The 22,662-nt window shown below is 67.4% G+C and carries 22 protein-coding genes; 3 read left to right on the forward strand and 19 right to left on the reverse strand.

Going from position 1 to position 22,662, the window contains the following annotated elements:
* The first annotated feature begins 8 nt into the window (after positions 1-8).
* The gene (locus O5I81_RS18880; RefSeq protein WP_271066410.1) at positions 9-752 is read left to right on the forward strand and encodes a class I SAM-dependent methyltransferase; all 744 of its coding nucleotides are present in this window, start codon (positions 9-11) and stop codon (positions 750-752) included.
* 12 nt (positions 753-764) lie between these two features.
* On the opposite strand, the gene O5I81_RS18885 is transcribed toward O5I81_RS18880, so the two are convergent.
* The 19 genes from O5I81_RS18885 to O5I81_RS18975 form a co-directional block, all read right to left on the reverse strand.
* Positions 765-1,661: a hypothetical protein gene (locus tag O5I81_RS18885; RefSeq protein ID WP_271066411.1), complete on the reverse strand. Its 897-nt coding sequence runs from the start codon at positions 1,659-1,661 to the stop codon at positions 765-767.
* 75 nt (positions 1,662-1,736) lie between these two features.
* On the reverse strand, positions 1,737-1,985 hold the full coding sequence (locus O5I81_RS18890; protein WP_271066412.1) for a hypothetical protein: 249 nt from the start codon (positions 1,983-1,985) through the stop codon (positions 1,737-1,739).
* Positions 1,982-2,254 carry a hypothetical protein gene (locus tag O5I81_RS18895; RefSeq protein WP_271066413.1) on the reverse strand — a complete coding sequence of 91 codons (273 nt, stop codon included), beginning with the start codon at positions 2,252-2,254 and terminating at the stop codon, positions 1,982-1,984. Before O5I81_RS18895 ends, O5I81_RS18890 begins: the two co-directional genes overlap by 4 nt.
* Positions 2,196-2,627 carry a hypothetical protein gene (locus tag O5I81_RS18900; RefSeq protein ID WP_271066414.1) on the reverse strand — a complete coding sequence of 144 codons (432 nt, stop codon included), beginning with the start codon at positions 2,625-2,627 and terminating at the stop codon, positions 2,196-2,198. The genes O5I81_RS18895 and O5I81_RS18900 overlap by 59 nt, the downstream gene beginning before the upstream one ends.
* Positions 2,624-2,989: a tlde1 domain-containing protein gene (locus O5I81_RS18905; RefSeq protein ID WP_271066415.1), complete on the reverse strand. Its 366-nt coding sequence runs from the start codon at positions 2,987-2,989 to the stop codon at positions 2,624-2,626. Before O5I81_RS18905 ends, O5I81_RS18900 begins: the two co-directional genes overlap by 4 nt.
* Positions 2,990-3,003: 14 nt before the next feature.
* Positions 3,004-3,246 carry a hypothetical protein gene (locus O5I81_RS18910; RefSeq protein ID WP_271066416.1) on the reverse strand — a complete coding sequence of 81 codons (243 nt, stop codon included), beginning with the start codon at positions 3,244-3,246 and terminating at the stop codon, positions 3,004-3,006.
* On the reverse strand, positions 3,243-6,005 hold the full coding sequence (locus O5I81_RS18915) for a hypothetical protein (protein ID WP_271066417.1): 2,763 nt from the start codon (positions 6,003-6,005) through the stop codon (positions 3,243-3,245). Before O5I81_RS18915 ends, O5I81_RS18910 begins: the two co-directional genes overlap by 4 nt.
* Positions 6,006-6,239: 234 nt before the next feature.
* On the reverse strand, positions 6,240-6,782 hold the full coding sequence (locus tag O5I81_RS18920) for a hypothetical protein (RefSeq protein ID WP_271066418.1): 543 nt from the start codon (positions 6,780-6,782) through the stop codon (positions 6,240-6,242).
* A 91-nt stretch (positions 6,783-6,873) separates the two neighbouring features.
* Complete coding sequence (locus O5I81_RS18925) at positions 6,874-8,778, reverse strand: hypothetical protein (RefSeq protein ID WP_271066419.1); 1,905 nt, start codon at positions 8,776-8,778, stop codon at positions 6,874-6,876.
* A 339-nt stretch (positions 8,779-9,117) separates the two neighbouring features.
* Entirely contained in the window at positions 9,118-9,630 is a 513-nt protein-coding gene (locus O5I81_RS18930; protein WP_271066420.1) for a hypothetical protein, read from the reverse strand.
* A complete protein-coding gene (locus tag O5I81_RS18935; RefSeq protein ID WP_271066421.1) occupies positions 9,606-10,061 on the reverse strand; it encodes a hypothetical protein in 456 nt (151 codons plus the stop codon). The genes O5I81_RS18930 and O5I81_RS18935 overlap by 25 nt, the downstream gene beginning before the upstream one ends.
* The gene (locus O5I81_RS18940; protein ID WP_271066422.1) at positions 10,051-12,318 is read right to left on the reverse strand and encodes a hypothetical protein; all 2,268 of its coding nucleotides are present in this window, start codon (positions 12,316-12,318) and stop codon (positions 10,051-10,053) included. Before O5I81_RS18940 ends, O5I81_RS18935 begins: the two co-directional genes overlap by 11 nt.
* 9 nt (positions 12,319-12,327) lie before the next feature.
* A complete protein-coding gene (locus tag O5I81_RS18945; protein WP_271066423.1) occupies positions 12,328-12,930 on the reverse strand; it encodes a hypothetical protein in 603 nt (200 codons plus the stop codon).
* A gap of 218 nt (positions 12,931-13,148) precedes the next feature.
* The gene (locus O5I81_RS18950) at positions 13,149-13,658 is read right to left on the reverse strand and encodes a hypothetical protein (RefSeq protein ID WP_271066424.1); all 510 of its coding nucleotides are present in this window, start codon (positions 13,656-13,658) and stop codon (positions 13,149-13,151) included.
* A gap of 159 nt (positions 13,659-13,817) precedes the next feature.
* Positions 13,818-14,690 carry a phage capsid protein gene (locus tag O5I81_RS18955; protein WP_271066425.1) on the reverse strand — a complete coding sequence of 291 codons (873 nt, stop codon included), beginning with the start codon at positions 14,688-14,690 and terminating at the stop codon, positions 13,818-13,820.
* A 146-nt stretch (positions 14,691-14,836) separates the two neighbouring features.
* Positions 14,837-15,712, reverse strand: a complete 876-nt coding sequence (locus O5I81_RS18960; protein WP_271066426.1) for a hypothetical protein — start codon at positions 15,710-15,712, stop codon at positions 14,837-14,839.
* The gene (locus tag O5I81_RS18965) at positions 15,705-15,980 is read right to left on the reverse strand and encodes a hypothetical protein (protein WP_271066427.1); all 276 of its coding nucleotides are present in this window, start codon (positions 15,978-15,980) and stop codon (positions 15,705-15,707) included. Before O5I81_RS18965 ends, O5I81_RS18960 begins: the two co-directional genes overlap by 8 nt.
* 79 nt (positions 15,981-16,059) lie before the next feature.
* Positions 16,060-17,697 carry a portal protein gene (locus O5I81_RS18970; protein ID WP_271066428.1) on the reverse strand — a complete coding sequence of 546 codons (1,638 nt, stop codon included), beginning with the start codon at positions 17,695-17,697 and terminating at the stop codon, positions 16,060-16,062.
* A gap of 150 nt (positions 17,698-17,847) precedes the next feature.
* The gene (locus O5I81_RS18975) at positions 17,848-18,027 is read right to left on the reverse strand and encodes a hypothetical protein (protein ID WP_271066429.1); all 180 of its coding nucleotides are present in this window, start codon (positions 18,025-18,027) and stop codon (positions 17,848-17,850) included.
* Positions 18,028-18,195: 168 nt separating this feature from the next.
* On the opposite strand from O5I81_RS18975, the gene O5I81_RS18980 reads away from it, so the two are divergent.
* Positions 18,196-20,316, forward strand: coding sequence for an ATP-binding protein (locus tag O5I81_RS18980; protein WP_271066430.1), 2,121 nt, complete (start codon positions 18,196-18,198; stop codon positions 20,314-20,316).
* Between the two features lie 1,413 nt (positions 20,317-21,729).
* A complete protein-coding gene (locus O5I81_RS18985; protein ID WP_271066431.1) occupies positions 21,730-22,479 on the forward strand; it encodes a hypothetical protein in 750 nt (249 codons plus the stop codon).
* Positions 22,480-22,662: the final 183 nt, after the last annotated feature.

Here is a 22,662-nt window from a genome sequence, read left to right on the forward strand (position 1 = left end):
AAATAAGCATGGGACGATTGACTGAGATTGCCACCCGAATTTCCAGGGGATTCGACAAACTACTGCCAGCCGAATGGTCGATCGAGGGCAGCCAGTACTATCGCCGCGTACTTTTGCCCACCCACCTCGTTGGCCCGCTGCATGTCTGGGATTTGGGAAGCGGCAGATTCCCAATGGTATCGCCGGCGCTCAAGGCCAGCGAAGGAATGCATGTCACTGGGCTAGATCTCTCAGCCTATGAACTGCAAGCTGCCCCCGAAGGTGCCTATGACGCTTCAGTTGCGGCGGATGCTACAACGTTCGTCGGACACGGCGAGGCAGACTTGGTCATCTCGCATTGCTGCTTCGAGCATCTGCCGAATACCGAGGGTGGATTCCGCGCTGTAGCGAGCATTTTAAAGCCGGGCGGCAAAGCGGTTATCTATATGCCTTCCGGCAATGCGGTGTTCGCTCGCATAAACTTGCTAATGCCAGAAGGTGTGAAGCGCCGACTACTCGGAACCTTACCCGATCACGGCGGCAAAGGCGGCTGGCCTGCCTGCTACGATCGCTGTACACCTAAGCAGTTCATCAAACTGGCAGAGAGTGCGGGTCTCGAAGTTGTTGAACTTCGACCGTTCTGGATCAGCGGCTATTTCCTGCCTTTTCCACCTGTCTACGTACTTTGGCGAATTTGGATGATCGCCTTCCGGGCGGTGGCAGGCATTGAGGCCGCTGAGAGCTTTTCGATGATCCTCAGAAAGCCGGCATAGAATATAGCGGCTTCAGTCTTGATACTCCGCTACGGTCGGCGGCGCGATAATCGGGCGCACGAACGCTTTGACGCGCTCCAGGATACCACGACGCCTTCCCAAAAGGCTCGACTCATCGACGCCCGGAAACCAGCCGGAAGTAACAGCGAACCGCCTAATGTGGCCGGTTTCCCGCCTAGTCGTAACGCCATGCAAACTATCGTGAGTGTTGAGCATTAGCACGTATGTGTTCGGCGAATAGCTAACGGTAGCAAATTCTTCGACTAGCGAAGGGTCGGCCTTTTTTGTCCAAGGATCGACCTTTGCCCCCTTTTTCCATCGGTAGAGCGACAAATCTCCACCCGAGGAATCATCTCCGTCAGAGCGCACGTAGTAGAGACCGACGTAGGCCTTCCAGATGCTATCGACATGCGGTCCACGCACACTTGTGGGACTCGAAACCGGGGTGTTCACCGCCACCGTGGCCCGGGCGATTACGTCGTCTACCGAGACAGGCTTCGAAAATCCCAATTTTTCAGCAAGACCTTCTCCGAAGGCCTCTGTTTTGATCCACCTCACCCCTGGGCTCGCGCCTTCGACAGTGGCCCCGGGGAAAAGTGCAAACACTTTGCGTGAGAACTCAACACTAGTGTGAGCTTCAAGGAATGCCAGCCAAGGCTTGGGTGTTCGCTCCTTCGGAAGTTCAGTCGGCCCCCAAGATGCATAAAGGTTGAACCGCTTGTTGTTTGTACCAGCCAAGTCCGCCGGCAGGTCAGCCAACGTCGGAAAAGAGGACGAAAGCGCCTCAAACACGTCATCCGGAAGAGCGTTTTCAATAACGATGTGGGGAAAAGGCTCCAGCACGACCTGTGCCCGGTCCGCTCCGTCGAGAACGGTTGGCGCTTTCAAAAGCGTATCGCTGACACTCATTCTCGCGGACTCCAAGGCATCAAAGCTAAATAGCCTCCCCATGCATTGGCGACAATTGGGCTGACCGGCTTTGGCCTAAGTCAAATTTTGGTCGCTAGTGCTATGTCGGCTAGGCAGTTGATTTTGTCCTTCCTGTGATCGCAACGGCTCCAGCGCATACAGCTGCACCAATGCCCAGGCGAGCAGGGCCAGCACCATGCAGACCAGGCTGCGCAGCACCCAGGACAGTTTCTCGTTGATGCCCCGGTAGCGCTCGGCGCAGAGTTCCTCATGGGCGGCAATCTTCAGATAGGCGCCGGCCACGGTCTGATGCTCGCCGCTCATCGCTCCGCCCCTCCGGTCAAGCGACGCCACCAGGTTGGCCGGGGCGCCAGGCGGGCGGCGGCGGCGCGTTCCTCGGCCTCGCAGGCCTCGAGGATCCACAGCATTGTCGCCTTGCGGTCGTTGGCGGTCTCCAGCCGGCCGGTCTGTGCGTCGCCGAAGGCCACCCACTGGCCGACGCTGTTGTCGGCCGGCGGCGCGGCGGGGGCGACCTCATCGCGCAGCTGGGGCGGGATCCGTCCCGCGCAGTCCAGCGCAACGGGGATGGTCACGGTAGACGGCACGGCGGCACAGGCCGGCAAGACCAACATCGCCGGCAGCGCCAGCAGAAGCGCCGGCGTCCGGCGCGGAGAGAATGTCATCACGGGTCTCCTGTTCGCGGACCTGCCGGTCCATGTCGCGTTGTCCCTGGCCCGCCATCGCCTCCAGCGCGGCGCGGGAGCTCTGGTCCGAGGCCCGGGCGATCTCGACCCCGGCCCGCTGGCGCGCCGCCTCACGCGCCCGGGCCTGGGCGCCTGCGTCCCGCCAGCCGTTCCAGACCAACCCACCAGCGACCAGCGCCGCCAGCAGCACGGTCAGCACGACGATCAGTGGTCCCGCGAATCGGCGAAGTAACTGGCCGGCCAATGCGAGGAGGCGGCTCATTCGACCACCTCCAGGTCGTTGTCGCCGCTGTCACTGATCCTCTGCCGCAGGGTCCGTGTCAGGATGATGCAGCCGCGCGAGGCGTCGCTCGCGGCGTTGTCGCCATGGATCATGAAGGCGCTGCGACCATGCGCGTCGTGACCGACCGGGGTCAGGTCCATGGCATGGGGCCCGACCCGGCGGCTGGTCCGGGGCGGCCCGATGCGCCAGCGCCCCCGGGGGATCGGCCCCTTGCCGCGCACCGCTTCCATGGCCGGATTGTCACGGCCGTCGGCCAGGGCCGGGCCATCGCCGCTGTACCCCTGACCCACGAGGGCGCCGTTACGCAGCAGCCGGCCGCTGCGCTGGTGATAGGTCCACATGCTGTTTCGTCCTTTCAGGGAGGCGGAGCCGAGGGCTCGGTGGCGCTGGTTCCACGGATCAGGGCCCAGACCCCGCCGCCGAGCCCGCCGAACAGGCCGCCCAGCGACATCAGGTCGAGGCTCTGCCCGCGCAGCACCGCCACGAACGGCAAGGCCAGGCCACAGAGCAGCATCGGCAGGCTGTAGACCCGCCCGATTGCCCATGTGCGGCCGTCAGGGCCGGTGAAGAGATCGGTCAGGAGTTTGGGGGGAGTCATTGCCGGCTCGTCCGCCAGTTCGTTATGAGCGACTTGACGGCAGTCGCCATGACCGGGTCGCCGGTGGTGGTCTCGAGATGCACGGTGTCGACTTGGAAGTAGCTGGCTTGGTTGGCGACGTTCCACATGCCCGCGTTGGCGGCGTCGTAGTGCCAGACTTGGCCGACGTGAGCGGCGGCATAGGCCTTCTGAGCGGCCCGGACGTATAGGTTGTCGCTTTCAGTGAAGCGCGCGGACGACGGAAGGATGTCGGTCAGGAGCAGGTGTGCTCCTCGAGCCCGGATCGGGTCCCACAAGGCGGATGCGTACTCGCCTACCACTCGAGCTTTGTCAGAGGCGACCTCATCGTAGTCATTGGTCACGCCACGCAGCAGGACGCCCGGGACAATGCCGCCTTCGAGACAAAGGTCGATGAAGACCTTGGCCCTCTCAAACTGATCCAGGAAGCCGCCGCCGGCGGCATCCTGGACAAACAGACCGGCACCATAGAGACCCTTTCCTCCGACACTTTCGATGCGCAGCAGGGCGTTCTGTTGGCCAACGCCCATGTAGCCGCTGGCGCTCAGTGCGTAGGTCCACTCGTTGGTCGCACGGGTGTCATTGCTATCGCCAATGACCACAATTGCATCGAGGATTCCCGGCATGACGCCCGCAGCAAGAGCATACTGCTCCTTTAGCGCCTTGATGGCCTGCACCCGTTCGGCTTGGCCGATCTTGCCCTTTTTGCTCGCCTTGGCGGCGATCCTCATGTTGTTGCGGAAGCTGGACTGCGTGATGTCACGGGTACCGTTGTAGCTCCCCAACCGCTCGGCCCGCCCCGCCCAGCCTGTCGTAGCGACGCTGCGCTTGTAGAGGGGCACTTGGTCGACGCCGTACTCCTGCTCGCTGAGGCCGACACTATTCCACCAGACTTGTAGGCCTAGACCCATTCCGTTCGCGCCATGACGGCTGTTTGAGTAACCAGGCTGCGGCGCAAACTGGCCCTCCTCCGTCGAGTTACCGAAGGCAATGGCGAACGTCGTGTAGGCGGTGTTCGGCGTGAGCCCATTGTCAAAGTCCTCTCCGCACATGACGCCATATGTGCCTGCGCCTGCGCCTCCGACGAACTCCCCCAACACCAGCGTTGTCTTTCCAATGGAGTAGTCCGCAGCGGCCGGGAAAAGGGGGTTGAAGTCGATTAGGCCGTCCGTCAGCCCAGTCATCGTAAAACAATGATCCTGGTCCAAGACCACACCGCCCCCGGCCGCCGCCCCTCGGCAGACCAATGAACCCCAGTTTTGCAGGGCAAGCGGCGGCAGATCGCTGTCCGCTTGGATCAGGCGGATAGAACCGATTTTGAGGGTACACACATCGCCTGAGGTCGATGGGAGGATGCCGACCTTCTTGGCCGGATCGGCAGTGAAGGTATGGGCGAACTTTATCGCGGCACTGGCAGGGTCAGTGAAGGTCACCCCGCTCTCATCCGGAATGGCAACTATGGCGTAGTCTGCCCCTGAGGTGCCGGTGGTCTGCCCAAGTCGGTAGTTCTTGGCCCCCACGCCGCCGGTCGTCACCGCCGTGAGCTCGATCGTGTAGGACTTGCCGCTGACAAGATCGAGCGTGTCGCTACCGATAACTTCGAGCACATGGCTGGTCGCACCGAACACAGCGAGGCAGGCAGTGCCCATGCCCAGCGGACCATCCGCGCCAAAGCGAGTCAATGCAGGGTTCCCGGTGCTGCCATCAGTCCGGAGTTCGCCTGCTCCGTATGTGTTGGATAGCGCCCGCGTCGCGCCAAGCGCCGGCGGGTGGCTACGGTAGGGGATATACCTCCGGTCAGTCAGTTCGGCGTCCATAGAGAACCAGAAGGTCCAGCCTGGCGGAAACTGCGTAGCCGCCAAGACTGAGTGCTGTGCAGTTCGGACCGCGCGAATGTCAGCGCCAAAGGGGCCAGCACCCAAGCCCAAGAATTTGGCCGATCCCCCGCTATCCTTCTTCCAGTCCATGCCTTTGCCAAAGGCTTGGTGAACACCGAACACGCCTTGGTCGGCCACGGCCCCCAGACCCGCATCATCCGTAGTGAAGTACTGGGCCGCAGCAGCTTCCCCTGCAGATTCGATCAGCCCAAGCTGCGCCTCGCCCGCCGTATTGACTGTTGATGCCGCAAGCGTCGCTTCCGCTTGTAGCTGTCCAACTGCGGCCTCGCCGGCAGTCTCAATCAGCAAGACTTGCTCTGTTCCGGCCCCCACCACCTCCGCCCCAACATCCAGCCCCGCCACCACCTCCGCCACGAACGACGCGTAGTCGCGGTCCGTTACCGGGTCGCCGGTTTCGGGGTCAAAGGTCAGGAGCATGCCCTTGCGGCGGGCGGCGTCCGGCAGGGGGCCGAGGGTGTCGCCGGGCGGGGCGACGAGGGCGCGGGCGAGGTCGCGGCGCTGGTCCTGGGCGATCAGCGTCAGGCGGTCGAGGGCCGCCTCATGGGTCTGGGCCGGGAAGGCGTCAGCGGCGATGTAGTCGGCCGGCTGCACCGGGGCGGTGTCGGTCCACAGGACCAGGGTCTCGCCGACCGCGATGGCGCGCGGCGGCGTCGCCTGGGCGCCCTCCGGTTCGCCGGCGCCCTCAACGACCAGGCCCGCGAGCGGCTCGCGCGCGCCGTCGGCGGCGATGACCACGGCTTTCACGTCGCCCGCGGCCAGCACGGGGAAGGGCAGCGGAAACGGGCCTGAGCCGCCGTCGCCGGCGTAGCTTGCGAAACGAGGGGATGGGGCAGTGACGGTCATGCGGCTCCCTTTGGAGGCGGGCGCGATCCGGCGGCCGCCGCAAGCGGGCGCGCCGCCGGGACGGCGGTTGTCGGATGAGGATGGGGATGGCGACTTCTCCGCCGGCGCCGGTGCGGCGCTGGCGGGTTCGACAGGCCCCGGGGAAACGGGTGCCGCTTATCGAAGCGGCAAAACCATTATCGCATGGCGGCGGGGCAAAGCCCCAATCTTGCGGCGCCGGCCGTCAGCCCGCACTCAACGCCGGGCGGGGTCGATCAGGCGGTAGCGCCCCTTGACGCTGACGTCACAGAGCTCGGCGATATTGTCCTCGACGACCCGCGCCCCGCCGGGGGTCAACTCGACCACCTCGCGCAGGCCGGAGGGGGGCGATCCGCCGGACCAGCGAGTTTGGCCATCGACGATGACTCCCTCGATACGGCCGCCGCGCGCCATCGTCCCCTCAACCCGGACGTAACAGCCTGCGCGGGTCGCGGCGCCGTCGTCACGGCCGCTGACGCTGAACTCAAGGCGCCAGAGCGAGCCGTTGGAGGCCAGGGTGAAACTGGCGCCGGCGCTATCGCGCCCCAGCTGCTCGTAGGACGCCACCGGTTGGAGCCGATCAATATCGTAGAGCTCGTCCGAGACCGGGTATTCCTTCCGATCCGGCGTCGCCGGCGCGGAAGCGACGTCCTGCGCCCGCGCGGCGCCGGCCTTCGAGCACCCGATGACGACCATGCCCCCCGCCAGGATCGGGCAGAGAACAGCGGAAACCAGGAAGGCGACACGGGTGGCGGCCACGGCGGAACCCCGGGCGAGACAACGTCCCGAATGGACCGACCGCCTGAGAACAAAGTGAAAACAACCACGGCCTGAATGTCAAGCTTCGCGTTTAGCGAAGCCCGGTTTCAAGCCTGTGAGCGGCCAGCGCGTCGGCCGCCTCCGCCTTGAACCGGGCCAGCAGCCCCTTCTTGAGGTGAGTCTTTCCGGGGAAGTAGGCCAGGCCGCCCTGGCCGTCCGCCTTTCCGCGTTCCTTGTAGATTTCCGCGATGAGCGCTTCCTGCGCCCGGGCCCGTTGGGTCGCGCGGTCCTTTTCGGGAAGAGACGCCAGGCCCTTCATTGTCTCCAGGAACCCGGATTTGGCGATGGCCGCCTTCAGGACGGCGGGTGCGCCCTTGACGCCATGATGGACCCGGGTCGACCACAGGACGTCCTGCATGGCGTAGGAATCCTGGCCGATATCGATGCCGTAGTCCCGCTTCATGCCGGCGATGAAGGGGTCATAGTGACCGCGCCTGAAATAGTCGCGCTGCGCCCTGCCGAACCCCTCTGGGTCCCGCGCCGCGGCCGCCTTCCAGGCGGCGTCATACTCCGGTGTGCCAACCCCGGGACGGGCCGCGAAGAGGTCGGCGAAGCCGGTGGCCTCCGGCGAGCGGACAAAGTCCCGGGCCGTATCCTTGGTGAACTGATAGAGGCCATAGGAGGCCACGTCGCCTGTCGTCCTCTGGATATGATCGGGCCCGCGCTTGCCGACTTCGTAGAGGCGGGACATGTCGCCAAGCGCCGGGTTGATGGGATCGCGGAAGTGAGGACCCTGGGATTCGGGCGCGGGGGCCGCATCCTCTTTCACGTCACTGAAGTTCTCCCGCCGGTAGGTCTGCTCTTCGGGCGACATCATGCCCGCCTTGTGAGACAGGGCGCCCAGTCGCCGCTCCCGGAACTGCTGGGCCTCATAGTTGGTGACCACCTCGAAGTCGCCCTTGCCGGCCTGAAGCGAGAGTCCCGGCCGGGCGCGGATTCGAGGCCGCACGACCTGGCCCGTCTTGGCGTCGACGATCAGGCCGTCGTCGAATGGCCTCTTCGACAGGGCCAGGTTCACCGCCTTGTCCTGCGCTGTCAGCAGAGTCTGGCGATCGTTGTCACCGAAACCCCAGGACAGGCCGGGGTCAGCCGCGGGCTGGAAAGCGGCCCGGACGAGCAGGGACTCTCCCGTTTCCCCCGGCGCAAGGTTCGCCCTGACCAACAACGGTCCTTCAGCGGCCAGGGGCATCGTCTGGTCGAGGCGATCCCTGACCTGTTGCTGCTGCTCCGAGGACAGGCGCCTCCAGACCCCCGACGGAAGATCGGTCCAGGTTCGGACCTCACCGCTGTCGAGCAGGGGGCTCACAGCGTTCCAGGCCGCCTCGTCCCGCGCCGTCCGCCGCGCCAGCGCCACCCGGATTTCGCCGATCGCGGCGCCGGCATAGAGGTCGGCATCCTCACCACCGGCGGAAAGCACCCGCCGCAGAAACGCCTCCGGTTCGTCCGCCAGTCGCTCATGCTCGGCCGCCATGGCTGCGACTTCGCCGCGCACCTGGCGACGGCGGATTTCCAGGGATATGTCGTCGGCCAGCCGCGACCGCTCGGCGTCACCGATCATGGGCTCATCCTGAAGGAGGCCCGCCGCCCTCTGGGGATCGGCGGCGAGCACGGTTTCGATGCGCTGCACCTTGGCTTGCGAAACCAGCTCCCGCTGCGCCGCCTGGATCTCGGCCTGCCCGGCCCCGCTCTCGCGCAGGCGGGCGGCCAACTCGCCGCTCGCGGAGCCCAGGGCCGCCATAGCCTGCTCCGGCGCCGCTTCGATCAAGACGTGGTACTCATCAACACCAAGCGCTTGACGCTCCAGTGACACCGCCCGCCTGGCCTCCTGCACCCGCTCTCCGGCCCGCGCCGCGACAGCCGCCATGAAGCCACCCTCACGCGGGAGGGTGAGCATGTCGAACACCTTTCGCGCACCGTGCGGCAGGGCCTCGGCCACCTGCTGGCGGGACTGACGGACGACCTCGGGGTCGAGGGCGTCGATATCGGCAGTCACATGATTGCGGCGCCAAGTCACGTCTCCCGCCTTGCCCAGCAGATGATCTTCGACCGCCGGCGCCGCTGGCCCGTCGGGCGGGGCTTGTGGCCCCTCCGGTCCGGCGTCTCGGGCCGGCTTCGGGATCTGCTGGATCAGGTTCAGGACCGTACCCGCCGCTTCGGCCGCCCTGGCCAGCGTGCGCCAGTCGGACCCGTCCGGCGGTGAATAGGCGCCGGCATAGTTCAGTCCGCCGACGGACGGACCGCCGCGCGGTTGGTATCTCGGTATCGTCGGCATGGCCTACCAGCCCCTTCCCTTACCCGTGCCCGCGCTGGTCCAGCCCAGGCCATCCAGCGGATTGCCGCTGCGCAGCGTCTCCCACTCGCGATTGATCGTAGAAAACCGCCCCAGTCCCCGCTTGCCGAACAGCTGCTGCATGCCGCTCACGCGCTCGGCGCTGAGCAGCGCCGCCTGGTTGTCGTACTCGGCCATCTTCAGCCGCCCCTCGTAGCGCTCGGTCAGGGCGTCCAGCTCGGCCAGAGCCGCGTCCTGGGCCGCGACCAGGGCGTTGGAGCCGCCAGTCCCCGTGCCGCTCTCAGCGATCGCCGCCCGTTGCGCGCCCAGCAGCTGGTCCGATTCGCGGCGCATGGCCTCCTGCCGCATGGTGCTCTGTTCGCCGACGGTTTTGGCGTTTTCCCGCGCCACCTTGGCGCTGTAGGCCCGCTCGGCCTCGCTCGCCTGCCCGTCCGCCACGCCGCCGGCGACGCCGGATACGGCGCTGACCACATTCAAGATTGAGCCTGCCCAGGACATGCCGCTTCCTCCTTGATGAATGCCCAGCGGTCGGCGTCGCCGCCGCTTTCGCAGAAGGCGCGCATGCGGCCTTCCAGCTCGAAGCCCAGCAGGCGCGTCCAGCGCGCCGCGGGCGCAAAATCGACCGCCGTCGTCGCCTCGATCCGGCGAAACGGCGCGGTCTCGAAATACCGGCGAACCGCCCGGGTGGCGGCCAGCATGGCGGGGCCCGCATCCTGCGCCAGCAAGGCCCAGGCTTCGCCCCGGCCGCCGCCGCGATCGATCACCCCGCCGCAGCCGATCACCCGTCCGCCCGAAATCAGCGTCCAGGCCAGCCCCGACGCCTCCAGCGCCGCCCCCGCCCCGCCGTCGATCCGCCCGCGCCAGGCGGCCTGCGCCGGCTGCAGGGTTAGGGCTTCCAGATGGGCCGCCCGAAACGGCTCAACCCTCATAGGTGACCAGCTCCGGATAGAGGCCGATCAGGGTGAAAGGAAAGCCGTCGTCACCCTCGAAGGCGATGGTCGCCGCCCCGTCGTAGCCGCCCGGGAAGGTCATGGTCATGTCGCCGCTGGTCAGGGGCGGCGGCCCATCCATGGCGTCGCCCGCCCCTCGATGCTGCAGCGGGTCACAGCGCCCGATGGCCGGTCCGAACCGGCCGCCCAGGCTGTCCAGCAGCCGCACGGTCAGGGCATGCACCCGCTTGATACGGCCTTGGGCGCTGCCCGCCGCCGCCCCCGCCTCCAGCGGCATCAGCTGGCCGGCATAGCGCGCCGCCAGCCCGACCACCGCCTTGCTCGCCGCCGCCTGCAGGGTGATCGCCCCGCCGGCCACCACCCGGTCCGGATGCGCCGCGCCATCGGCCTTCACCGTGACAGTCTCGCCCTCCAGATGCTCCAGTCCCGACAGCGTCGCGGTCGCGGCTCCGTCATGGGTCAGGGCGCTGGCCGAGTAGACGCTCAACGCCTGGTCATCGCCGGCCTCATACTCGGCCGCCAGCCGCTCGACATAGCGCCGCGCCTCGCCATCGATCAGCCGACGGACGATAAGCCACACATCGTCCCGCGCCCCGTCCGGCGACGGGATCACCGCCACCGACTCCACCGCCCCAAAACCGGGGGAACCCAGCTGGTGCCGCCGCCAGGCGAACACCTTGTCCTCCAGCTGCAGGGTCAGGGCCTCCAGTCCCCCGTCGGCCGTGACGCACCAGACGCTCTCATGCGGCGTCTGCTGCCAGGCCATGGCGATGATCGGCGCGGTCAGACCGCGGTACTTGTTCAAATCCAGGGCCTCGTAGCCATCCTGGGCCGGAACCAGCAGCCTCAGCCGCCGCCCCAGCTTCTCGACGAACACCACCCCGGCCCCGACCTGCACAGGCTCCACACCGATCCCGCCCCAGGCGGTTTCCGGATCCTGCTGGGTGTTGCCGGGACCATAGGCCTGGCTGCTGGTCTGAGCCTTGAGGCTGTGCTCGCCGCCGCCGGCCCCGATGAACAGCACCGACCGGGTCGGGGCCGCCCATTCGATGGGGTTGCCCTGGGCCGACTGGACGGACAGCACCACGGCGTTGTCGGGCAGCACCTCGCCGTGCGTCCGCGCCTCGAAATTCGCGAAATCGCCGGCCGTCGAATGCCAGACCTGCTGACCCCGGAACCAGGTCAACCGCTCCCGGAAGAAGCAGACGTTGTCCGGCCAGCCCGCCGCCGCCGACCAGGCTCCAAAGGCCCAGCGGTGGCTCGGCTGCCCCGTCAGTTCCTCGGGCAGGCGCGCCAGCACCTCGCCGGTCGCCTCCGTCGGGCTGGTCACGGCGGTGATCCGCACATGGCCATAGCCCGCGTGCAGATACTCCCATTCCACGCCGATCGAACCGACCGCCCCATCGCCCTTCTGCTCCTCGCCGGTGCCGTCCCAGTACTTGCCACGCGTATGAACCGGCAGCTCCTCGCCACAGATGGCCGGCTTGTCGCTGGTATCGACGGACCCGACCTGGGTGCAGATGTAGTGGCGCCAGTCAGCCCGCCGCCGGTCGCCGACGTTGGTCGTCGTGCGCACCTGCCAGGCCGGCACACCGGCCCCGTCCTTGAGTTCCAGCTCCAACAGTCCGCCGACATGGCCAGCCTCGAACAGGTCGCCCCCGATCACCGTCAGGGTCACCGTCCCGCCGACCGTCAGCGTGCCCGCCGCCGAAACCTTGATCGTCTCGTCGATGTTGGCGTCCTGGAACGGTCCGCCCTTGGCTTCGAAGATATCCAGCACCCAGTTTAGATTGCTCAATCGTTTGAGCACCCGGGGCGCGTGACCGGCGCAGGCCAGATAGACGACATCGCCGGACTGTTCGAACCGCACCCCGAAACTGCCATCCGGCCGGGTCAGGTCGGCCGCGAGATAGGGGCTCTCGATCTCGAAGATCTCGTCCCCGTCCGTCAGACGGCCGCGGTTGCGGAAGAAGCGGATGTAGCCGGGCCCGAACTCCAGCACGAAGGCGTCGGCCTGGCTGAATACGAACGGGGCCAGCCAGCAGCGCTCCGTGCTGTCCTTCACGGCGCCGACGAAGACGCTGCCCGCCGCCCGCTGCAGGGCTCCCTGCACGCGAGGAATGAGGTTGTCGCAGCGGCTCAGGCCCGACTGCCATTTCTCCAGGTCCGGCCGCCCGCCCAGCAGGGGAGACAGCAGGCCGGCGTTGAAACTCGTGATGGCGGGGTTGGCTTTCATCGGCGGCCCCTACAGCCTGGCCAGGACCCACGCCCCGTCGGGCGTGGATTCCGGCGCCGTCTCAATGGCGTTGACCCGCACCGCCTCGCGGACCGCCAGCTGGTAGTCGCGCAGTGCCGCTTCCTTCTTGCCCGACGACTGGGTCAGCTTCTCGGCCAGGTCGAAGGCCAGACGGCAGGCGACGGCCTCGGCGAACAGCGGATCCCAGCCGGCCACATCCTCGGCCCGGCGCACGTAGCGGATGTCGAGCGGCGCGGCGGCGTCGGTCAGGATTCGCCCGCCTTCCAGCGCGAACGCCGGTTGCGAGCCGCCCTGATAGTCGGCCAGTCCCGGCGTCACGGCCACGCCGCCGACCTCGACCAGCCGCAGACAGTCCGTTGGCAGGGGAAACTGCCGCCCGTAGCCGAAGGCCGGCGCGGTCGCCTCGGCGCTGAGCCGCGCCCGGGCCATGGCGAAATGCCAGCGGTTGGCCCGCAGGCACAAGTCCCGAACATCGGCGAACCGGCTTTTCAGCCAGCGCGCCCGATCGTCGGGATCATCGAACGACAGCACCGCGCCCTGGCCAAGCTTGCCGAGCGCCGCGTTGCCGACGGCGGTGGAGGATGTGGGCATGGAATTTCCTTGTGTGGGCGCGCCGGCCCGAAAACTCTCCCCCCGCTTGCGGGGGGAGGACCGCTCTGGAGCGCGAGCGACAGAGCAGGAGGGGGGACCCCGTGTCAGGAGGGACCTCCCCACCGCCGGTGGGCCCGCCTCCTGCTTTCTCGCTTGAAGGCTCGAAAGCGGTCCTCCGCCCAGAGGGCGGAGAGCGAGTGCTCCCCGCCCTCCGACGATCAGTACCCGCCGGTGAACCGCACCCGCAGGCTGACCGTGCCGGCCACTGTCCCGACCGTCGTTCCGGTGAAGGCCAGGTCGTAGTCGACCTGCGGATCGGCGCTGAGGCCCAGCAGCTCCCACAGCCGCTTCTCGATCTTGGCGATATCGGTGGCGGCGCTTTCGAACATGATGTCCGCGCCCACGATGCTGGCGCTGGCCAGGCTGATCGCCGAGGCGAACAGGTCGGCGTCGACCACCGTCCCGCCGTCGTCCGCGGTGCGATAGAGCCCGAGCTCGAAGGCCGTGCCGCCGGTGATGGCGTCGTTGAAGACGGTCAACTGGCTGACCCGGTCGGAGCTGCGCAGCCGCGCCATGCGGTACACGGACGTATCGTCGTCGCTGGCGGCGATCTCGACGGTCCCCACCGCCTCGAACAGCGGCCCCCGCACCAGATGGGCGGGGCTGGGCACGCGCGGACTGGCGTCCCGATTGGAAACGGCGGTGGATTTGGTGTTGGCGATAGCCATGGGAAGTCCTCGAATTCTGTGGATGGCAGTCCCTCCCCCTCAGGGGGAGGTGGTCGCCGCGAAGCGGCGATCGGAGGGGGTCAACCGTCGGCAGACCCCCTCAGTCCCGGCCTCACCGGGACAGCTCCCTCTCAGGGGGAGCGACTGGCGCACGGCCGCCTAGCTCTCCGTACAGAGCACCTCGACGACCTTCTTCTCCTCGGTCCGGGTCGCCCCGATGGTCACCGAGCCGGTCACCTCCATCGGATTGCCCTCAAGGTCGCGGCGCGGCCCGATGTCGGTGGCCACGTCCGACCAGATGCCCAGGTGCATGCCGCTCTTGGCGTAGATCGGCACCCGGCGGTTGGCGCCCGACAGGGTCAGCCGCTCGCAGTGGACGAACTCGATGCCCAGGAAGCGGGTGATGATCCCCTCCTTCAGCACCGGCCGGTCGCCGCCGTTGTAGTCGGCGCTGGTGATCTCGATCTCGCCGAGCAGCGCATCGTGCTGCACCGAATTGACCACGCAGATGATCGGGTCGTTGGCCAGGTCCACCTCGTTGGCCATCAGGATCTTCTTGGCCGCCCGCAGCTTTTCGAACGTCAGGCCAACGCCGCCGGCCGTGATCTGCTGACCCGCCGGGAAGGAGGTGGTCGTCCCGCCCTGCTTGCCGGTGCGGGCGTCGGCGAAGAAGGCGCGGATGATCTCGTCGTCGATGCGCCGGCCGAGGCTGGCGGTGCAGGCCTGGACCAGCGGGTTCTGCGGATCGGACGCCGTCTGCAGCAGGTCGATGTTGTCGACGATGTCGCTCCAGTCGAAGAAGCGCGGATAGGCCCAGCGGCGATCGACCGGCGTATTGGCGCTCTCCTTGGGCACGGCGCGGCCGGTGCGCTCGCGCGCCTCGGTGACGCCGTACTGATCGACGGGCGAGGCGCCCTCGCCCTTGTGGCTGCCGACCATCACATGGTTGCGCAGCTTCGAGCCACGCTGTTGCAGAAGCAGGCTCGCCGTCTTGGCGAATTCGATACGGTATTGGGCGGAAAAGTCCGTCATGGACGCATGATCTCCGATGGGTTGATTTCTGAACCGATCGGCTTGTCCGCAGCGTCTGCGGGTCCGCGTCCCGCCCGGGCGGGAAAGGGGAGCGCTCCTTATCGAAGCGGCTCCCTATTGTACCAATTTTGCGAGGGAAGCGGGATTCAGCGCTCCCCGCCGGCGATTTTCGTCAGCCGCGACCACTCCGCCTTCTCGTCGGCGCCGCCGGCCATCCAGCGGGCCTGCCAGGCCTGGTCGCGGCGCAGGGAGGCGATCCGGCTCTCGGCCTGCTCGCGGCTCATGCCAAAGCTCAAGCGCCCCTCGCCCTCGATGAAACGATCCTCGGCCAGTCCCTCGCCGATCTTGGCGAACAGCTCGACCGTGCGCCGCGTCCCCAGTCCCGCCTCGATGGTCGCCATCTCCTGGCGCGACAGGCCGAAGGTCAACGCGCCGCGCCGGAAGGTCTCGGTGTTCTGCGCGAACTTCGGGCCCCACTCGCGCTGCAGGTCGATCCAGTCGGCCTGGCTCTGCGCCTCGAAGGCCGCCTGCTCCGCCACCTGTCGCTCGCCTACGTAGGCGTTCCACTTCTCGGCCAGGGCGGCGGCCCGCGCCTTGCCGACGCCGGCCTCGAACAGCCACTCGGCCGCCTGGCCCGAGAACTCCGGATCGGCCCCGGCCAGCTCGCCGAAGCCGTAGTCCGCCGCCGTCTCCGGTCGCCCCAGCGCCGCATAGGCCCGGGCATAGCCCTCCGCATCGTCCTCGCCGGCCGGCAATGGCACACGCCCCGACGACATCATCCGCTCCAGCGACGCGAAGCTGGCGCCCAGCGCCTGCACGTCCTTGAAGCCCTTCCGCTCCATGTAGCCGCGCGTCGCCTCGTCGGTGAAATGATCGAGGAATGAGGATCCTTCAGTCGCTCCCCCTGAGGGGAAGCTGTCGGCCGAATGGCCGACTGAGGGGGTCACCGTAGCCGCCGCCTCCACCTCACCCATCAGCCCCTCGATCGACGGCGTCTGCTCACTCATCCCACCTTCACTCATCAATGGCCTCTTCCTTCAGGTTGAACAGGGCCCGGTCGTCGATGGCGACCATGGCGCGGATGCGGTTGAAGACCTCCTGGCGCCCGACCAGCCGCATCGAGGCCAGCGGATCCACCGCCCCGTCGGCCGTCCGGGCCACCGGCGCCTCGGGAACCATGCAGAAGCGTTTCAGATCAGCCAGAACGGCCCGCGCCTCGCCGCCCGAGGCGTCGCCGAACAGGCCCTGGTAGGCGCGCTTGCGGCGCAGCAGGGGATGCAGGATGTCCATGAATGTCTCCTGCCGCTTATCGAAGCGGCAGGACTATTATCCCACGAACGGGCCGCAACAGTTCTTTTTTTGTTCTCGTTCATTGGTCGAGCAATCCCGCCGCGGCCGCGTCCTTGGCGACACCCGCCACCTGGCCGGCCGCGCCCAGCATGGTCTGCAGCTGGTTCATCGCCGCCTCCTGCTCGGCCAGCGCCGCCATGTCCTCGGGACTGCGCAGCAACCCGGCCGGCGCCCCGCGGATCTCGGCCAGCCGACGCAGGGTCTCGGGCCCCTTGATCATCTTCGTCGCCGAGGGGTCGAACTGGCCGACCGCGGCGGCGTCCTCGAGCAGCCGCAGAATCGCCACCCCCTCGTCGCTCTTCTGGGCCCGGGCCAGGGGCGAGGTGTAGTCGATGTCGGTCACCACATCGCCCACCCCACCCAGCTCCGGCGGCATGTCGGGCAGGGCGCCGGCGCCCGCCAGGATGTCCAGTTCGGCCTGGACCAGCGGCCCCAGCAGCTCCGACTGCAGCCGCCCCATCACCGGGGCCAGCAACGCCCCCTTCTCCTGGGCCCGCAGCATGGCCTCGGTCGCCGTCATCTGCGGCGTCTCGACCAGGATCTGGAACAGGGTGACCAGGAAGGCCTGGTTGATGCTCTCCCGCGTCTGGCTGATCATCTCCAGGGTGATCGGCATGTTGGCCCCGATGCTCAGGGGACGGACCAGTTCGGCGCCGTCCGCCGACAGCGCGCCGCGATTGATCGACCGCGGCTGCAGCTTGAACGCCGTCAGCCCGCCCTCGTCCGACAGCAGCAGCGGCGGCTCGGCGATCAGCTGGCCGGTGCGCAGCAGGGTCTTCTGCTGTTCGTTGACCGTCTTGATGTCGGCCAGCACCGTCATCGCCGGCCCTCGCCCGTAGATCTCGCGCGGCGCCGTCACATAGCGCGCCACCGCATAGCGCATGGTCCGGTAGCCCTGCTCCTTGAGCAGCTTGCGGCCCTCGAAACTGACGTACCAGCTGGCGAAGGCCATGCCCCGCCAGTCGCGGCGCGACCAGTCGGCGTCCTCGCGCGGCCCGACGCAGTGGATCAGTTCGAACTTGCGGTGCGGCTCGCTCTCGGCGGCGCGTTTGATGCTGTCCGGCGTCTCCTCGCCGAACTTCTGCAGCCACTGGCGGGCCGTCAGCTCGAACTTGCGGTGCACGGTGTCGACCTGGCCCTGGAAGTTCTCGGCGAACCAGGTCTCGGCGAAGGGGATCGAGCGGTACCTCAACCCCCCGGTCTCGGCCTCGTCGACGAACAGCGTCCCGTTGCCGAACGCCCCCAGCCCGACATAGGTCTCGTGCGCCTGGGCCGCGAAATTGGCCCCGGCCGCATAGCGGGCCGAGAACAGCGCCTCGTTCACCTGCCCCAGCCAGGCCCGCACGCCCTCGGGCAGCGCCGCCGGCCGGTCCCGCTCGTCCCGCCAGTCGCGGATAGCCAGCTCGTGCCAGCGGCTGGTGCGCGGGGTCAGCATGCTCTCGATGGCGGCGGCGAACTTGTCGAGGGCCAGCGGCGCGGTGCTGTCGAACACCTTCTCCGAGCGCCAGGCCGCCGCCCCGCTCTGCCGGCCGGTGAAGTCCCGTTGCCGGGTCAGCACCCGCTCGGCCACCTCCTGGCAGACCCCGTCCAGCGGAGCCCGTTCGGCCTCCATGCGGGCCTGGCGGCGCAACACCTGTTCGGCGCGACTGTCGGTCATTCAGGGGTCTCCGGACACACGGCTCCGCCAAGCGGCGGAGGCTCTCCGTCGCGCATCGTCCGTGGTCTGTGTGTGTTGAAAGCCGCTTATCGAAGCGGCAGGACTATTATCCCACGGCGCGCCGCCAACAGGGAAAAGAAGACGGGCCCGTCAGCCCATCAGCACCTTGGTCGCCACCCCGCCCTCGCTGCGGCCCAGCGCGTTCGACAGGAAGGTGGCGCTCCGCCCGCGCCGCTGGCCCAGCCGGTCGGCCTCCTCGGCCCGCTTGCGGGCGTCGTTGATGGTCGGCGGCGGCGGGGTCGGGCGCGGCGATTTCATGTCCGGTTGCATGGTCTCTCCTTATCGAAGCGGTAAAACCATTATCCCACGTCCGGGGTCCGCAAGGGCCTTCGAAACCGCTTCGGCAGAACACCGGTCGCCCTTAACCCAATCTTGGGAGCAAACCTGCACCATCGTCAAAAATGAGGACCCGCGTACCGGGGTCCGCGTGGGGTCCGGATGCGTCAGCTGCTCGATGAAGGACTGGACGAGCTCGCCGTCCACAGTTGCCAGGCCCTGCCGCTGCGCATCCTGGTCACCCTCGGCGTGGGCGCCATCCTCGGCCTCGTCGTCGCCCCGCCGGTCGCCGCCGCCTGGACCGCCGCCACCCTGGCCTTCGAGGCCTGGAGCTGGTTCGCGACCTGGCCGCAGTTCAAGGCCCGCACCCGCGGCGGCCGCCCCACCGGCCTCACCCAGCGCGCCAACCACTTCGCCAACCTTGTGGCCATCTCCGGAGCCTGGTTCCTCGCCGGCGCCCTGTTCTGGACCACCCACACCACGGCCGGCGCCATCTGCGCGGTCACCGTCTGGCTCAGCCTGATCGGCTACGGCCAGGCCTTCTCCTTCCAGTCGCCGGTCGGCTCGCTGGTCAGCGGCGGCCTGCCCGCCGCCGGCATGCTGATCGTCGCCCTCGCCGCCCCCATCCCGACCGCCAACATGGCCCCGGTCTGGATGATCCTGGCCATCGCCGTCGGGTTCGGCGCCGCCGGCTTCAAGCAGATGATGACCTCCCGCCGCAGCTTCCAGGAGGCCCAGGACCGCCTCGCCGCCAGCGAGGCCGGCTACCGCCTCCTCGCCGACAACGTCACCGACGTCATCTCCCGCCACGCCCCCGAGGGCGGCATGACCTACATCTCCCCCTCGGCCCGGCGCGTCTTCGGCTGGGACCCGGAGGACATCATCGGCAAGGCCCGCGACAACATCCGCCCCGACGACATGCCCCGGCTGATCGGCGCCATCACCACCGCCCGCCAGACGGGCGAGCCCCAGACCATCGACTACCGCATCATCCATGCCGACGGCCGCGAAATCTGGGTCGAGAGCAGCCTCGCCCCCCTCGAGGACGGCGAGCTGGTGATGACCTCCCGCGACATCACCGCCCGCAAGGCGCTGGAGCAGGACCTCGTCCTCGCCGCCCGCCGGGCCGAGAGCAGCGGCGCCGCCAAGGCCGACTTCCTGGCCAACATGACGCATGAGCTGCGCACCCCGCTGACCGCCATCATCGGCTTCTCCGAGGTGCTCGGCCGCGCCACCGACCTCGCCCCCGACCAGTCCCGCCACGTCGCCCTGATCCGCGAGGCCAGCGACACCCTGCTGGGCATCGTCAACAGCGTCCTCGATTATTCCAAGCTCGAGGCCGGCGGTCTCGAATTCGACCGCCAGCCCTTCGACCCCGCCGTCATGGCCTCTTCCGTCCTCGGCATGGTCGAGCAACAGGCCGCCGCCAAGGGCCTGCGCCTCACCCTCGACGCCGCCGACGCCGGCGCCAATGCCATGGGGGGCCTGCTCGGCGACGGCCCCCGCCTCGGCCAGGTGCTGCTCAACTTCCTCTCCAACGCGGTGAAGTTCACCGCCTGCGGCGGCGTCCACGTCAAGCTGACCCGCAAACCCCGCGGCGAGCTGCAGCGCCTGCGCGTCGAGGTCCGCGACACCGGCCCCGGCATCGCCCCCGGCAAGATCGCCGCCCTGTTCGAACGCTTCACCCAGGCCGACGCCACCATCTCGCGCCAGTACGGCGGCACGGGCCTGGGCCTGGCCATCGCCCGCCGCATCATCGAGGGCATGGACGGCCGCATCAGCGCCTCCAGCCGGCCGGGCCAGGGCTCGACCTTCTGGTTCGAGCTCGACCTCCCCGCCGCCGACCTCGCCCCGGCCCTGGAGGCCCCCGCCGCCCGCGACCTCGACCGCCCCCTGCGCCTGCTGCTGGTCGAGGACAACCCGGTCAACCGCGAGCTGGTCGCCGCCTTCCTCGCCCCCTTCGACGTCGAGATCACAGAGGCCCACGACGGCCTTCAGGGCCTGACCGCCGTCCGCGACGGCGCCTTCGACCTGGTGCTGATGGACGTGCAGATGCCGGTCATGGACGGCCTGACCGCCACCCGCGCGATCCGCGCCCTGCCCATCCCCCAGCCGCCGATCATCGCCATGACCGCCAACGTCCTGCCCGACCAGATCCAGCGCTGCCTCGACGCCGGCCTCGACGACCACCTCGGCAAGCCGATCAACACCGCCGCCCTCCTCGCCTGCCTCGACCGCTGGAGCGCCCCGGACGCGCGGGCTCAAGCGACCGCCGCCGCCTGACCCCATCCTCCCCCGTTCACGGGGGAGGGGGACCGCCCGCAAAGCGGGTGGTGGAGGGGGCGAGTGACAGAGCGCGGCCTATCAGGACCGGGCTCAGAGCAAACGGCCCAAGCCACCGCTGCGGCCTGACTCCATCCTCCCCCGTTCACGGGGGAGGGGGACCGCCCGCGAAGCGGGTGGTGGAGGGGGCGAGTGACGGAGAGCGGCCCTTCAGGACCGGGCCCGGAGCAAACCCGGATGGGCCCGCGCACGACCCTCGCCCCCTCCACCGCTTCGCGGTCCCCCTCCCCCGCAACGCGTGGAGGATGTGAGCCCCCTCCCCACTCCACCCCCGCTCATCCCGGCGAACGCCGGGACCCAGCCGCGTGATCTCGATGCCTGAAGGGCGTGCCCCGGGCACGGCTCAGATACCCCCGCCAAAGCCCCCGCCGTGCCTGAAGGCACGAGTCCCAACCGTACGCGCTCAGGCGGATGGATCCCGGCGTTCGCCGGTATGAGCGGATCAGGGGGAAAACGAAAAAGGCGCCCACAAGGGGCGCCCTTTCTCATCCAACAGTGAGCCCGCGAGCTCCACCGGACCTCGACCGGGGGGGAGCGGTCAGATCCGGTGGAGGCGCGCGCGGCGGCTCAAGCGCCGAACACCCGCGCGGCGGTTTCGAACTGGACGACGCCCAGGATGGCGACGACGGGCAGCGCCGCGAGAAGCAGGCTGGCCAGGTTGGCGATACGAACGGTCATTGCAGTAGTCCCTCTGATCTGTGTTGTGCGGCGCGTCCCTGCGCTGCGGTGATTGGAGGTATACTGAAGGGGAGCTGAAAACGCTTGTTAAGGCTGCGTCATGACGTCGATGTAAGACAATAACGCGGGTGTAATGAGGTTGCGGGGATGTAATAGGACCAGTTCGACAGGGGTTCTATGATCTTAGTCAGCACGCATTGCGCCACCGAATACCCTGACTGAAACCCGATCGCACACTGCCAACGAAGCCGATGGGAACGTTAGGGGAACATTTTGCTTTCGTCGGACGTCAGGGCACTGTACCCTACGTCAACCGAATCCAAGTTGCGTCCTCCCCCAATCACGGATTCAGGTTGGAGACCGCCGATGAAGGTAGGGTCGAACGTATTTCCTGAGCTTGCGGACCATCGACTAGGTAGGCGCTTCCGAAAACGCCCGAGTGACATCGTTATCAGTGATTTCCTCCAGCATGTGTGGAGAACGGGGTTGCCACACACCTGGTCTTCGCTGACTACCACTGTTCATCCTAAGGGCGAGGCGCCTACGATCCTTAGGGCTTTCAGCATTCCCAAGAGATTGCGCAACGGTCAGACGACGCGCGCGCCCTGCTCCATATGTTCAGATTCAGCACCGAAGTTCGATCATGGCTATATTGTATTCTGCTCGGACGGATACGTGCGCATCATTGGGCATGACTGTGGTCACGATTTCTTCGGCGACAGCTACGCAAACGCGCTCCGAAACCATGAGGAAGAAACCGCCGAAGAGAGCGCACGGCGGCTCTTGTTGGAGCGATTGCCAGATCTTGCACGCACACTTCTGGAGGCGGTCACGGTCGCAAAACGCCTGAGAGCGTTGCTGGACTTTAGAGAACGCGCTTTCTCAACTATCACGTTTGCGGCTGTTGCCTCAATGCGGCGCACGCGGATTGGCGACCAACTCACCGTAGATGTCGAATCTCCCGCCACCGATGACAGGGGCCTTCGGCTAGTCGAGCGCATCAAGGTATCGTCCGTTGGCGGCTTGGACATGCTCATGCCCCGTTCAGGCGTCCTGGCGGCGCTGATGAAGAGCATCCAGATCGCCTCTCTTCAGTGGACGCCCATGGGCGAAGATCGGCACGAGAGCCTGCGGGCAATGACCCGCCAAGAAGCGTTTGGCGCCGCCAAGGCTGTTCGTGATCTGGATGTGGCTTTGACTAACGCGCGAGCAACCCACGAGGGCCTTGTTCAGCTGTTGGCGCCCACAGGCCTTCTAGCAATGGCGCAGTGGGGGCAGCACGGTCAGTGCCCCAAGCCATTCTGGATCGAGATCGTAGGCGATCGAGTTTACCTCTCGAAGGGTGTTCGACCCCGTTATTGGGACAGAAGAGCTTTCTTGCCGCTTCCAGGGGACGAGAACTACCAGCTTGTGGTCGTGAAGTAGTCTCCCTCGCTAGGCGCTCCTCTCTGTTTGGCCGAGCTGAAAGCGGGGACACACACCGCCTCCCAGAAGCGCGCAAAGCGCGAGCCGCTGGCTTTGAGAGCCGGAGTGTGTCCCTGTTTTCGCGGCTTCATGGATGCGCCACTGGCGCTCTGGGTCGGTGGACCGGACGAGCGGACTTGCGAA

Source organism: Caulobacter sp. NIBR1757 (genome assembly GCF_027912495.1).
GTDB lineage: Bacteria > Pseudomonadota > Alphaproteobacteria > Caulobacterales > Caulobacteraceae > Caulobacter.